Here is a 15,004-nt window from a genome sequence, read left to right as displayed (position 1 = left end):
ATTCTGCATCATACAGTAATCAGTTCACATCATTTATTAATGATTTTTATAATGACTAATAAAATTTATTTAACTTCGTCAGGTCTAGATTTTCTTGCAATATCAGCTAAAATACTTTCTACAAATTCCTCTATAGATTTTGTTTCAGTCGCTTTACTTCCATAGCGACGCACATTTACGGCTTTTTCTTCCATTTCCTTATCACCAACAATCAATTGATATGGAATTTTTTGGGTTTGCGCCGCACGAATCTTATATTGCATCTTTTCGTTACGGTCATCCACTTCAGCACGAATACCACGATCTTTAAGGGCACGAGCCACTTCCCAAGCATAATCAATGTGGGCTTCATTTGAAATTGGAATAACAGAAACTTGTTGTGGAGCAAGCCAAGTTGGAAAGGCACCTTTGTAAGTTTCAATTAAAATAGCTGTAAATCGCTCCATTGTTGAAATACCACCGCGGTGAATCATAATTGGACGATGTTCTTCACCATCTGCACCGATGTATTTAAGATCAAAGCGTTCTGGAAGAAGGAAATCTAGTTGGATAGTAGATAATGTTTCTTCATTACCAAGAGCAGTTTTCACCTGGATATCCAATTTAGGACCGTAAAAGGCTGCTTCGCCTTCTGCTTCAAAATAATCTAATCCCAAATCATCCATAGCCTCTTTTAGCATAGCTTGTGCATTTTCCCACATCTCATCGTTATCATAATACTTATGTTTATCTTCTGGGTCACGATAAGATAAGCGGAAACGGTAATCTGTTAAGTTAAAATCTTCATAAATTTCTGCTATGAGATTAAGAGCTTTAAGAAATTCATCTTTAATTTGCTCAGGTGTAACGAAAATATGGGCATCGTTGAGTGTCATTTCGCGTACACGTTGCAATCCTGTGAGGGCCCCTGATTTTTCATAACGGTGCATCATACCAAGTTCAGCGATACGAATTGGCAATTCACGATATGAGTGAACATGATGTTTATAAACTTCAATATGGTGTGGGCAGTTCATTGGACGAAGAACGAATTCCTCCCCATCTCCCATATCCATTGTTGGGAACATATCTTCACGATAGTGGTCCCAGTGCCCAGAAGTCTTGTAAAATTCAACAGATGCCATCGGAGGTGTGTAAACGTGTTGATAACCTGAAGCAATCTCCTTATCAACAATGTAACGTTCCAATTCGCGGCGAATAGTTGCTCCATTTGGCAACCAGAATGGCAATCCTTGACCTACTTCAGGATTAACCATAAATAAATCAAGTTCTTTACCTAATTTGCGGTGGTCACGTTCCTTAGCTTCTTCACGGCGTTTAAGATATGCTTTCAAATCTTTTTTATCAAACCAAGCAGTACCATAGACACGCTGCATCATAGCATTATCACTGTTACCACGCCAGTAAGCCCCAGCGACATTTAGAAGATGAAAGACTTGAATACGTCCTGTTGATGGGACATGAGGTCCACGACAAAGGTCTACAAATTCACCTTGACGATAAACAGTTAAACCATCTTCAGCATGTTCACTAATTAATTCAACTTTATAAGGGTCATCTTTAAAAAGTTCTAACGCTTCTTCTTTACTGATTTCTTCACGAATACAAGGGTGATTTTCCTTAACAATTTTTTTCATTTCTTCTTCAATACGAGGAAGATCATCATTTGAAATTTGACCTGATTTATTATCAGTATCGTAGTAAAAACCATCGTGAATAGCTGGACCTACACCTAAACATAAGTCTGGAAAAAGGCGTTTTGCAGCTTGAGCAAATAAATGCGCTGCTGAGTGACGAAGAACTCCTAAAGCATCTTCGTGGTCAGGTGTTACAATCTCAATACTACCATCTTCTTCGATAGCACGTGTTGTATCAATAAGTTGACCATTAAATTTACCAGCTAAAGCTTTTTTAGCTAAAGAGTTAGAAATTGATTGTGCAATTTCAAATGTTGTGATGCCAGATTCAAATTCACGAATTGCACCATCTGGGAAAGTGATTTTAATCATCTTGTTCTCCTTTTCTTAATAACTGTTAGGGTGATACCAATTCCTAAACACATTAATTCACTAATAAACAAAGGGATTGACCTTTGATTGAATTCCACATTATCCTAGATAGGGATAATAAGTATAACATTAGAAAAGCAATCTGCCTCTTTTATGCAACCACTTCTTTTATAAAAAAAGAGCCTTTACATCCAAAAGGACGTAAAGACTACGTGGTTCCACCTCAATTTATCCAACACAAAAACTCGAGTATACTTGTGTCAGACCTCTAGTGGCGATAAGGGAACCACCCTTTTATGTTTACATAAAATCAAGGAAGTAGTACTAAGTTCTCTAATTGCACTCTTTCCACCAACCAGTGCTCGCTCTTGAAATCTATTAGAACCTAACATGTCTTCATTTTTTATTATAACAATATTTTTTATAATTTCAAGACATTTACTAATTTTATTCGTCTCAATCTAAAAAATCTCGAATAGATGAAATACGACGTTTAGGTGCTTTTACCACTTTTTTAGAGGCTCTTCCTGTAAAGGTAAAAACTTTCTTAGGTAAATATACCGCTTTTCTGACAAAACGAAGAGTAGAATGGCTATCCTTATTTCCTATCGTCAGAGAGACTTTTTCTTTCACACTAGCTTTTTGTGAAATCAGAAAGTCTAGGTAAAAAGCATATACAGACTTGCTGAAATTCTCAGCAGAAATCTCATATAATTTCTGTTCATAAGCTTCTTGAGTCATTTTGGGTGTCTCTGCTATTGCATCTAGGATAGCATCTGCCAAATCACTTTCCTTCTTGTACAGAGTTCCAAACATTTTATCTGAAATAACATCATCTAGATAAGGATTGCTTTGCGCAATGATTGGACGTCCACTCGCCAGACTCTCAATGTAAGTTAATCCTTGCGTTTCACTTGTTGAAGCACTAATAAAGAAATCACATGCTTTATAGTAGATAGCCACTTGGCTATGCTCAACCATACCTGTAAAAATAACTGAATTTTCAAGTTCTAAAGAGTGAACAAGTTCTTTTAGATCTGAAAGATAAGGACCATCTCCAACTATCACTAATTTTACGTGAGGATTTTCATCAACGACAGCTGATAAATGCATCAAGATTGCTTGAATATTTTTTTCAAAAGATACCCGTGATAAACTCAATAGCATTGTATCATTATCCGCAAGGCCAAGCTCCGTTCGTAGATTCTTGATTGTTTCTTCAGAGATATCCTCTCGACGATAGTTCTCAACAGGAATACCTGTCGGAATAACTTGTTTTGGAATTTTGACACCGTAACCATCTAGAAGATTGAGAACAATTCGAGAAGGACATATGACACCATCCAAATCACTTAGGTAGGTACGCATGATATATTTGACCATACTTGGCTTAATCAATTTGCCTTTTGCGATATAACCAACGTAATCCTCATATTGAGTATGATAAGTATGCACAACAGGTATTCTTAAAGCTTTTGCAACTAATTTTCCTAAAAGTCCTAAACTGAATTCTGTTTGAGTATGAATAATATCAAGTTCGTAGTCTTTAGCTATCCTATAAGCAGAAATTAAACCTCTATAAACTACTCGACGATCTGTAAAAGAAATAAAAGGGACACTTGGTAAACGAATAATTGTAGGGTCTTCAAAACGTTTGACATTACGGTCGGTAGTTGTGAAAATATAAACTTCGTGTCCTTCCTTCTCCAACCCTTCCTTTAAAGTTCGGATACTTGTTGAAACTCCCGAAACTTGGGGAAAGTATGTATCTGTAAATAGACCTATACGCATCTTACAACTCCATTACTTTTTGATAAACACTTGCCAATTCATGGGCAATTCGTTCGATACTTCGACTCTCAGCCACACGATAACCTTCTTTAATCTTATCACTCTTACCAGATAAGACTTTATCCAACTTTTCAACAAAACCATCAACATCAGTCGCTAATTCAACACTGTCTTCGGTCACCCAACCGTGATACACAGGGATATCTCTTAAAACCACATGCTGATGACTAGCTAAAGCCTCTAAAACTACTATCCCTTCTGTCTCTTCACGACTCGGAAAGAAGAAAGCATCGCTAGCACTCATGGCACCTTCATAAACATCACCTTTTATGTAACCAGCAAAAGTAACATTTGAGGGATGTTGCTTGGTAACGATTTGCCTAACCTTTCGAGGAATAACCCATTTATTTGTTTCTCCAAACCAAATAAAACGAATATCAGGCATTTTTGCAGCTACTTCAACAAATTGGTCAATTCCCTTACGCATGAAATAAAGACCGGCCCCCATAACAACTTTATCATCCTTACTTAAGTGAAAATAGTGACGAAATGCAGCTTCTTTCTTTTCTGACCTCTGATAGCGACTTAGATCAATCCCGTTAGATAAAACAAAAATTGGTTTCTTGATGCCATATGCTTTTATTAGTTGTTTAGAATAATCAGTTGGGGTTATAATGGCATCTGCTTTTTGATAAAAACGGCAAAGGTACCATTTAAAAAGCGGGGATACTAAATTTGAGCCAATAAAAGAATTTCTAAAGTCCTCTTCAGTGGAATGGCCATGCATAATTACTTTTTTCCCAGTTTTTTTAGCTTTACTCATCAAAAGCCAACTTCTAATACCATAGGTATTCATATGAACAAGGTCAAAGTCATCTGTAGGATTAGTGGTATAATCTATCCCAGCAATTTGAAGAGCTTTCTCTTGATGTTTGATAGCACGACCGATACCTGACTTTTTCAAGTATTCTTCAGCCTCTAAATACAGTAAAACTTTCATAGGTCTTATTATATCTCATTTTACCTTTTTTTTCACCTGATTTATCAGTTAGCTTCCTCTATTTTAGGGACCCAAGCCGAGATAGACGCAGATGCAACTAAAAAATCACCCCAACCATCATCTCCTATAACAACCTCTTGTTCACAATTGCCTAAATAATCAACAAAAGTTTTGCCTGCATAAATTTCCCCTACTTCCATATGTTTCCATCCCTGATCACCATTTGTTAGGACCACAGCTAAACAAGAATTATGTTCCTCATCCCCAAGACAAGTCCAACCAATACAATTTGAATGCGTAAAGTAATCGACTTGTTCGCCAAATACATAGTTTTGGCGTAGCTCAGCCATTTTATCAATAACCTCTTTAAAGGATGGTTGGCCAAATTCTCCTTGAATGCCATAGTAATCACCATAAAAAAGACATGGAGTCCCTTGTTGGCGTAAAAGTATCAAGCCATAAGCTAAAGGTTTAAACCAATCTTCCACTCTACTTTCTAGAGCTTGTCCACTTTGCGTATCGTGATTTTCTACGAATGTAACAGCATACTCAGGATTATCAATAACAAGACTATCATCAAAAATTGTTCGCATATCAAAATCACGGTTTTGGTGACTGGCATCAAAAAAATTCATATGCAAGGTGACATCAACAAGAGAAAATTGAAATTGTGTTGCCTCTAAATAGTCCTTCATTGATGTTTGGTCAGATTTCCAATATTCGCCAAAGACCTCTAAATCGGGTTTTATTTTTGTACGAATATCATTAATGAAAGTTTGAATAAAGTAAGAATCGATATGTTTCACAGCATCCAAACGAAAACCTTCAATGCCTGTAGTTTCAATAAACCACTTAGCCCAATCTTGTAAGTTTTTTATAACTTCAGGATGCTTAAAATCAATGTCATTGTACATGAGATAATCGAAATTACCATTTTCATCATCAATCAAATCATCGTCTGCCCAACCTTTATTATCGCCTACAATCATAAAGATGTCTGTTTCATTATTTTTAGCATCGTAATCTAAACCAGTAAAGTGGTACCAGTGCCATTTAAAATCATTGTACTCACCCTGTCTACCTGGGAAATCAAATCCCGTCCATCCTTCAATCTCATAGGGTTCACTTAATGCTTCTTGACGATTTTCAGGATTGACTTTGATGACTTGAAATTTTTCTTTATGATCACCATTGGCTTTATGGTTAAGAACGATATCTGCAAACGGTTTAATGCCATTTGCCTTTAACGACTTAATAAGCTTTAGATACTCTTCTTTCCTACCATATTTTGTTCTAATTGTTCCATTCTGGTCAAATTCTCCTAAATCAAAGAGATCATAAACACCATATCCTACATCATCACTGCTAGTTCCCTTAAATGCTGGTGGTAACCAGATTTTACTAATTCCAAGTTTTTTAAGGTCTGATATAGACTCCTCTAATTTCTTCCAGTGATTCCCATCACTAGGTAAATACCACTCAAAAGCTTGCATTATCAATTCATTTGTCATATTACACCTCTAAAAAAAGATTAGGAAGCTAAGCTACCCTAATCCTCTCAATATATCATGTTAAGTATCAGAAAGTTAAGCGCTAAGCTACTACCATTCTACCACTATTTTTCAAATAACATACTCTAACACTAATTATTTGTTGTGCCACGTTTAACAATCCCGTGATTAAGCACTATTTCTTTTTCTTCCAACTCTTCTTTGTGCATAATTTTTGTTAGCATACGCATGCTAACAGCACCCAAATCATAGACCGGTTGACTGATAGAAGTTAAGTTAGGACGTGTATATTGTGCGATTGGCGAGTCATTGCTTGTGATAATTTCAAAATCTTCAGGAACACGTTTACCTGCCTCAAAAAGACCATTTAACAAACCTGCCGCTAACTCATCCTCAGCAACATATGCTGCTGTTGCTCCAGCATTAATCACACGTTGAGCTAATGCAAAGCCTTCAGCATAACGGTAGTTGGCTTCAAAAACCAACCCCTCTTTAAAGTTTAAGCCATTTTTCTTGAGACCTTCTTTGTATCCTGCCAAACGAACCTTGCCATTAATATCGTCAATAAGTGGTCCTGATACAAAAGCAATGTCTTTATGATTGCCAGCTAAAATATCAATAACATCAACTGCTGCTGCTTTGTAATCGATATTAACACTTGGTAATTGATGCTCAAGGTCCACAGTACCTGCTAAAACAATCGGTGTGCGTGAACGAGAGAACTCTGCACGAATCTTTTCAGTTAAGTGGTGTCCCATAAAAATAATACCGTCTACTTGCTTAGCAAACAAAGTATTAACAACATTAACCTCTTTATCATCGTCTTCATCACTTGAAGCAAGGACAATGTTATATTTGTACATTGCTGCAATATCATCAATACCACGCGCTAAAATTGAAAAGTAGCTATTTGCGATATTAGGAATGACAACACCAACAGTTGTCGTTTTTTTACTTGCTAAACCACGCGCCACAGCATTTGGACGATAGTCAAGACGATCAATAACTTCAAGGACTTTCTTACGTGTATTTTCCTTGACATTTTTATTTCCATTTACCACACGACTAACAGTTGCCATCGAAACACCTGCTTCACGGGCAACATCATAAATCGTAATCGTATCATCTGTATTCATATTGATTTAACTTCCTTTCTATTTGAAAATGACGCTTTCACTGATATTTTATCACCTTTTGGAAACACTTTCAAGCTTTTATAAAGCTTTTTTATGAAAAACTTTCAAAATACTAACTAAACTTGATTTTTTCCTATTTTTTTGGAAAAATAATAGGCATAAGAAACTAGCCTAACTAGACTAAGTTCCTTTTAGGAAGAAGGGTTATTATGTCAAAACTTAATCGTATACGCCATCACTTACATTCAGTCCAAGCTGAACTTGCTGTCTTTTCTGATCCTGTGACAGTCAACTATTTAACAGGTTTCTTTTGCGATCCCCATGAAAGACAAATGTTTTTATTTGTCTATGAAGATCGCGATCCTATTTTATTTGTACCAGCACTAGAAGTATCGCGTGCAAAACAAAGTGTACCATTTCCCGTCTTTGGTTACATAGATTCAGAAAATCCTTGGCAAAAAATAGCTAGCAACTTACCATCCTTTTCTGTTTCTAAAGTTCTAGCCGAATTTGATAATCTTAATGTTACTAAATTCCAAGGTCTCCAAACCGTTTTTGATGGTCATTTTGAAAACCTAACACCTTATATTCAAAACATGCGCCTAATTAAATCACGAGATGAAATTGAGAAAATGTTAGTCGCTGGAGAATTTGCTGATAAAGCTGTTCAAGTTGGATTTGACAATATCTCGCTAAACAACACTGAAACCGATATTATCGCTCAAATCGAATTTGAAATGAAAAAACAAGGTATCAATAAAATGAGTTTCGACACTATGGTTTTGACTGGCAATAATGCAGCAAATCCACATGGTATCCCAGGAACTAATAAAATCGAAAATAATGCTTTGTTATTATTTGATTTAGGTGTAGAAACACTAGGTTATACGTCAGATATGACCCGTACAGTAGCAGTGGGGAAACCTGATCAATTCAAAAAAGATATTTACCATTTATGTCTTGAAGCACATCAAGCGGCTATTGATTTTATTAAGCCAGGAGTCCTTGCTTCTGAAGTTGACGCAGCAGCAAGAAATGTTATTGAAAAGGCTGGTTATGGACAATACTTTAACCACCGCCTTGGTCATGGATTAGGTATGGATGTCCATGAATTTCCATCTATTATGGCTGGTAACGATATGGAGATTCAAGAAGGCATGTGCTTCTCTGTTGAACCAGGTATTTATATACCAGATAAAGTTGGTGTGCGAATTGAAGACTGCGGTTATGTGACTAAAACCGGCTTTGAAGTATTTACCAAAACACCCAAGGAACTACTCTATTTTGAAGGATAAAAAAAGAGCTTTAAGCTCTTTTTTTATGTTACATAAAAGTACATCATCTTGTTTCTATTAGCATTGGCGCCATAAATGTGTATCAATTAAACCACAGTAAGCATCTACTGGTGAAACTCCTGTAAATTCTGATTCTCCAGCCAATTTCGCAACTACTGCACTTATCGTGCTAGGAAGCCCATCATAAGCATTAATATAAGTCCCTACCTGTGGCATATCTGCTAAAGCAAATGCATGTTGTACTGAAATCACAATAGATGGTATTTCATGAACGTAAAAAGGCTGATCAGGGGTGCCTTTAGCTGCTGGCCAAATAATACGTTGTGTTGTTCCTCCAGCATTGACATCTACCAAGTTAATAATCAAGTCATAGTGTTCTGTTAGATTTGCGATTGGCTGTTTTTGTGCGTAAACATTAGCGATAGCTGCTGCCCGCTCCTCTTGTGGCAATTTCATAATACGCTCTTCGGTAGACTCCCAGACAGTTACTTCATGGCCACGTGCCTCAAGTAACTCTTTCATGTAATCCGATGCACGTTGCTTGTTTCCAGCAATCATCGCACCAAAACCTCCCTTATATCCTTCAACGTTAACAAGTAAGATATGACGATAACGTTCTGGATTTACTGGAAAGATATCTTTTTGTTTATCTTTTACCAGAGTTACTGCTTTATCAGCAACTTCATCAGCTATTTTTTGCGACTCTAATGTGTTGATTAAAGCCATAGCCTTATCTTTAGGCATAAAGAGTTCTTGGCGACGTCCCTCATAGTTATGCAAGCCTAATTTCGCTTTTAGACCGAGAGTACGACGTAAAGCGTCATGGAGACGTTCCTCTGTTAGAATACCTTTTTCGTAACCTTCTTTCATCCATTGAATGTCTTCATCAGGGTCATTAAAGAATAAGAATAAATCACAACCTGCTTCAATCGCCGTTGGCAACAAATCTCTCCTTGGCATTGAAGCAGTCATTCCAACCATATGAGAAGCGTCCGTTACAATAGCTCCATTATAACCTAACTCTCCTCTCAATAACTCATCTAAAAGTGTTTTATTCAATGAAGCTGGTAACATATCATCAAGGTCTCGCTCTGGATGCATTTCTTTTTCAACGTTTGGTAAATGTATGTGACCTGCCATGACTCCTGGTAAACCTGCGTCAGCCAATTCACCATAAATGCGGCCAAATGTCGACATCCACTCCTCTTTACTCATAGGATTGGAAGCAAATGACAAATGATGATCACGCTCATCAATGCCATCCCCTGGAAAATGTTTAGCGAAAGGTACAATATTATATTGCATGATTCCTTTCATATACTCTTTTGAAAGTGAAATAATTTGATCAACGTTAGCACCCCAATTTCGACTAGCTATGATAGGATTACGCCAATTACGTGTCAAATCTACAATTGGAGAAAATGAAGCATTACAACCCACAGCAGATGCCTCCATCCCTGCGATTCTTCCCATTTCATAAGCATATTTCGGATCATTTGTAGCAGCCACTTTTATTTCATCGCCAACTTTAGTTCCATCCGTGACAGCACCGTCTCCACCAGCTTCTGTATTTGCAGCAATCAACATCGGCAATTTCGACTTTGTCTGTAAAATTAAATTCTGATCATAGATTTCACTTGAACTACCTCTATTATAGCGAACAGCAGCAATATGATACCGATCCAAAACATCTGTTAAATATTCTTCTGAACGACTAGCTCCCATATTGAAAAAAAGTTGCCCAATTTTCTCATCCAATGTCATCTCATTAATTGTTTTTTCAATCCACTCAATTGCTTCTTGATTTAGATTGAAGGGTTTCTTTGTTAAGTCAACTAAATGTGTCATAGCCTATCCTTTCTATTAGTTATCTAAATTAGCCCAAAAGGTATTAATAGATTCTTTTTGCCTTTGCTGTTCGAATTGACCTTTTGCAAAAGCTTCACCAATATCTTCTCTAAGAATTTCCCATGATTTGACTTCCTTACCAACAAGTACTGGGTAAAATGCAATACCATTTTGTTCTGCTGCAGCCAGATCACCCAGGGAATCTCCTACCATCAAAATAGTTTCACGGCAGTAACCACTTGCAATTAAAGTGGCGATAACATCTTCTTTTTTACCTCTATCTTGACAATAGATATCATCAACATACTTTAGCAATCCCTGTTCTTCCCACTCTTGCCAAACAGCTTCCTTGTTAGCAGAACTCACGACATAAACATTACCAAATTGACTTAATCGTTCTAAACTTTCTAACACACCTGAAAACGCTAAAGAATCTCCCTCATAATTTTTGATTTGGCGATTCACTTCATTGGACCATTCTAAAGCCTTCTCTAAATCTCTACTAAAATCGTTGGCAAGCGCTAACTCTAAGGAATTATTGGACAATGAGTCTGTTGTTTCGACCCATTCTTTTAATTTATCAATATGTTCTACTCCGGCAAACTCAAGGCCCATAACCAATCCCACAAACCGATTAACTCCACGAGTTCTTGAATAAAGATTGACTCTATCCCACTCTTTTAAAAAACTTGTTCTTTCTTGTTCTGATATCCCAAATATATCTGCAGCAATTGGACCAAAAAAGAGTTGATGCTTATATGTCATTGTATCCATTGCGCAACCATCAGAATCTATGCAAAAAGCGATTTTGTGATTTGTATCTACCATATTATCTCCAGTTTCTAAATTTATCTAACTTATGAGGATTTTCCAATTAGCAACCTACCCATCATTTAGTGGTAAGATCATTAAACAAATTTCCTTAAAAAACCACTCAACTCAATAATCTCTTATGTGTTAAGTGGCTATTATCTTGTAAATTAAACACCAGAGTAAGCAGCAAATCCACCATCAATCGGAAGGACAACGCCATTAACAAAACTTGATGATTTTTCATCTGCTAAAAAGAACAATCCGCCAATCAGCTCACTTGCTTCTCCAAATCTTCCCATTGGTGTATTATTAAGAATTTTCTCAGCACGCGCAGTTGGCTGACCGTCCTCAGTAAATAACAAGCTTCGGTTCTGATTTGTTACCAAGAAACCAGGTGCAATAGCATTACAACGGATACCAACTTTTGAGAAATGAACAGCTAGCCATTGTGTGAAGTTACTAATAGCTGCTTTAGCTCCAGAATAAGCTGGTATTTTGGTCAGAGGGGTGAAAGCATTCATTGAAGAGATATTAATAATATTCGCTCCTTCACGTCCAACCATATCTTGGGCAAATACTTGCGTTGGCAATAATGTTCCTAAATAATTTAAGTTAAAAACAAAGCTAATACCAGCTTCATCTAACTCAAAGAAGGTTTTTGTTTCTGAAGGTAAGTCTAATTCGTGAAATTCATTATCAGTTGTAGCTTTAGGATTGTTGCCTCCTGCACCATTAACTAAAATATCAGTTGGTCCAAGATCCTCTAAAACGGCTTGATGCACTTCTTCAAGGTTTTCTTTAGACAAAACGTTAGCTTTATAAGCCTTAGCGATACCACCTTCTTCTACAATTTCATCAGCAAATGTTTGAGCAGCTTCTTGATTCAAATCTAATAATGCCACTTTAGCGCCTGCTTTCGCAAATTCTTTAGCCATATAACCACAGAGAACACCGCCTGCACCTGTTATGACGACAACTTTATTGGTAAATGTAATTGTTTTTGACATCTTATTCCTCTCATTAACTTCTATAAGTATTCTACTCTTAGCTAAGTACAATCATATTATGATAATAACTTTCCAAATTTCTCTTTCAGGAGATTGGAACAGGAGAAATTTGGAAGCATCGCCTTATTTTGAACCTTTAATCACAGCTTCGTATAAACCAGAAACGTAAGTGGCTCCTAAAGCTCTATCGTATAGGCCATATCCTGGACGACCTGTTTCTCCCCAAATCATACGCCCGTGGTCAGGTCGAATAGCACCCTCAAACCCAAATTCATGGCATAACTTAATAACTTCATACATGTCTATTGACCCGTATTCTGATGGATGAGCCGATTCTTTAAATGACTTTCCATCACCTAATTTAATATTGCGAGCATGAACAAAGTTTACACGATCTAACTCAAAAGCACGTCGCGAAATCTCTAAAACATCATTCTGGGGATCAGAAGCGTAAGAACCCACACATAAAGTGATGCCATTACTTTTACTATCGTACAATTTCACAAAACGCTCAATAGCCTCTAACCCAGTAATAATGCGAGGTAAACCAAAAATAGAATATGGTGGGTCATCCGGATGAATGGCCATTTTAACGCCTACGGCTTCCGCTTCAGGAATAATACGTTTAATAAAATAAGTGAGATTTTCCCAAAGTTTTTCCTCATCAATTTCAGCATAGGCATCCATGATAGCCTTCATTTCTTCTTTACTATAGCTGGCATCCCATCCTGGCAAAGATAATTCACCGTTTACTGGATCCATTTTTTTAGAAACCGTCTCATCAAATATCAAAGCTGTGGAACCATCTGGATATTGATATGCTAAATCAGTGCGTGTCCAGTCAAATACTGGCATAAAATTATAACAAATAGTATCAATACCTTCCGCAGCCAAATTTTTGACGGTTTGAATATAATTATCAATCAAGAGATCACGTGTTGGACGTCCCAATTTGATATCTTCATGAACAGGTACTGATTCGATAACCGAAATTTTAAGCCCTGCTGCCTCTACCTTTTCTTTCAGCTGTTGAATGCGCTCACGTGACCAAACTTCTCCTACTGGTACATCGTATATCGCTGTAACAATCCCTTTCATTGTTGGAATTTGACCAATATTTTCTAAAGTAACGGGGTCGTCTTCACCATACCACCTAAATGACATTTCCATGATTTCACTCTTCCTTTTTAGTTCTTAAAATAATTAACTGCATTTTGATAAGCGATGTCTTTAGCCATACTTCCTAAAGCTTGATAATCTTCTGGAACTTCTCCTTCTTCAATCCATTCTCCTAAGTAGGTACATAAAATACGTCGAAAATAGTCATGACGTTGATAAGATAGAAAACTTCTAGAATCTGTTAACATACCAATAAAATTCGCCAACATGCCTTGCTCTGCTAAGGCATTCATTTGACTAATCATCCCTAATTTAGTATCTGCAAACCACCAACCTGCACCAAATTGAAGGTAAGATCTCACTCCAAGTTCGTTAGCTTGAAAATTTGCCAAAGTGTTAGCTACTGCTATATTGTAAGCTGGATTGAGATTATACCAAATCATTTTAGGCAGACTATCTTTTTTAACCAAGGAATCCAATAAACGGTTCATATTAACAGTTAAAGCCACTTGGTCACCAAGTGAATCCACACCCACGTCAGCTCCCAATTTTTCAAAAATAGTAGAATGATTATTTCTCAAAGCTCCAAAATGCACCTGTGTTACAAAACCATATTTTTTATATAATCGGCAAAGTTCCATAAAAACAGCTGTTTGCCATTTGCTGATTTCTGATTGATTTGGGATATAGCCTTCACAAACTTTATTAAATAAATCGTTCAACTCCAATTCATCAGTTTGTTCAAAGACGATTTCCGTAAAACTGATATCGCTAGCCCTACAACCATTTTGAGCAAAATACGCAATGCGTTCTTCCATTGCTGCTATAAATGTTGAAAAATCTGTAATCTCTTTTTGAGTAATGTCACCCAGTTTAGTAATAAAATCAACAAAATGTCGATGTTCAATAAAAGCTTCATCTGGCCTAAATGTCGGAGCAACAACTGTTTTAAAACTCTCATCAGCAGCCAACTTTTTATGCCACTCGAGAGTATCAAGAGGGTGGTCTGTAGTACCAATAAACATAACTTTGCTATCTGCAATTAAACGTCTAGGACTTATTTTATGCTCTTTCAAGAAATGATTTAAACGATGATAAATTTCCTCAGCATTTGATTCTGTCAAAATCTCATTAACACCAAAGATATTTTTCAATTCCATAGCAGACCAATGATAAACAGGATTACCGTATGCTCTTTCTAGTGTTCTAGCAAATGCTTTAAATTTCTCAAGGTTGGATGCTGGACCTGTAATTTCTGCTTCAGAAATACCATTAGCCCTCATAAGACGCCATTTATAGTGGTCACCACCAAGCCACAAATCCACAATATTATCAAAAATATGATCTTCAAAAATGTCCTTTGGATCTAAGTGGCAATGATAATCAAAAATAGGTTGTCTCTTGACCTCTTCATACAGCTGTATAGCTGCTTGATTTTTTAACATAAATGTTTCAGTATTAAACGCCATATTCTT

At 36.7% G+C, this 15,004-nt stretch carries 11 protein-coding genes; 1 reads left to right on the top strand and 10 read right to left on the bottom strand.

What is annotated here, in order from left to right; genetic code table 11:
* Positions 1–65 precede the first annotated feature (65 nt).
* From thrS to ccpA, 5 genes are all read right to left on the bottom strand, one after another.
* Positions 66–2,009, bottom strand: coding sequence for a threonine--tRNA ligase (thrS, locus tag A6J68_RS05155; RefSeq protein WP_105253164.1), 1,944 nt, complete (start codon positions 2,007–2,009; stop codon positions 66–68).
* Positions 2,010–2,465: 456 nt separating this feature from the next.
* Positions 2,466–3,800 carry a glycosyltransferase family 4 protein gene (locus tag A6J68_RS05150; protein ID WP_001219475.1) on the bottom strand — a complete coding sequence of 445 codons (1,335 nt, stop codon included), beginning with the start codon at positions 3,798–3,800 and terminating at the stop codon, positions 2,466–2,468.
* Position 3,801: 1 nt separating this feature from the next.
* On the bottom strand, positions 3,802–4,800 hold the full coding sequence (locus tag A6J68_RS05145; protein ID WP_000866349.1) for a glycosyltransferase family 4 protein: 999 nt from the start codon (positions 4,798–4,800) through the stop codon (positions 3,802–3,804).
* 44 nt (positions 4,801–4,844) lie between these two features.
* Entirely contained in the window at positions 4,845–6,311 is a 1,467-nt protein-coding gene (locus tag A6J68_RS05140; RefSeq protein WP_000180587.1) for an alpha-amylase, read from the bottom strand.
* A 131-nt stretch (positions 6,312–6,442) separates the two neighbouring features.
* The gene (ccpA, locus tag A6J68_RS05135) at positions 6,443–7,447 is read right to left on the bottom strand and encodes a catabolite control protein A (RefSeq protein ID WP_001090621.1); all 1,005 of its coding nucleotides are present in this window, start codon (positions 7,445–7,447) and stop codon (positions 6,443–6,445) included.
* Between the two features lie 209 nt (positions 7,448–7,656).
* Here ccpA and A6J68_RS05130 point away from each other — a divergent pair, with 209 nt between their 5' ends.
* The gene (locus tag A6J68_RS05130; RefSeq protein ID WP_000040811.1) at positions 7,657–8,742 is read left to right on the top strand and encodes a M24 family metallopeptidase; all 1,086 of its coding nucleotides are present in this window, start codon (positions 7,657–7,659) and stop codon (positions 8,740–8,742) included.
* A 57-nt stretch (positions 8,743–8,799) separates the two neighbouring features.
* Here the strand turns inward: A6J68_RS05130 and A6J68_RS05125 are convergent, their stop codons facing one another.
* The 5 genes from A6J68_RS05125 to uxaC form a co-directional block, all read right to left on the bottom strand.
* Positions 8,800–10,590 (bottom strand): glycoside hydrolase family 3 protein, encoded by a 1,791-nt coding sequence (locus A6J68_RS05125; protein WP_000149456.1) that lies wholly within the window; start codon positions 10,588–10,590, stop codon positions 8,800–8,802.
* Between the two features lie 15 nt (positions 10,591–10,605).
* Positions 10,606–11,418: an HAD family hydrolase gene (locus A6J68_RS05120; protein WP_000228638.1), complete on the bottom strand. Its 813-nt coding sequence runs from the start codon at positions 11,416–11,418 to the stop codon at positions 10,606–10,608.
* A gap of 152 nt (positions 11,419–11,570) precedes the next feature.
* Positions 11,571–12,410: an SDR family oxidoreductase gene (locus A6J68_RS05115; RefSeq protein ID WP_000047578.1), complete on the bottom strand. Its 840-nt coding sequence runs from the start codon at positions 12,408–12,410 to the stop codon at positions 11,571–11,573.
* Positions 12,411–12,533: 123 nt separating this feature from the next.
* Complete coding sequence (uxuA, locus tag A6J68_RS05110; RefSeq protein WP_000426045.1) at positions 12,534–13,580, bottom strand: mannonate dehydratase; 1,047 nt, start codon at positions 13,578–13,580, stop codon at positions 12,534–12,536.
* Between the two features lie 17 nt (positions 13,581–13,597).
* Complete coding sequence (gene uxaC, locus A6J68_RS05105) at positions 13,598–14,998, bottom strand: glucuronate isomerase (RefSeq protein WP_000885295.1); 1,401 nt, start codon at positions 14,996–14,998, stop codon at positions 13,598–13,600.
* Positions 14,999–15,004 lie beyond the last annotated feature (6 nt).

Origin of the sequence: Streptococcus sp. 'group B', from assembly GCF_002073795.1 — a bacterium.
Lineage (GTDB): Bacteria > Bacillota > Bacilli > Lactobacillales > Streptococcaceae > Streptococcus > Streptococcus agalactiae.
This window is presented reverse-complemented; position numbering and strand designations above follow the sequence as displayed.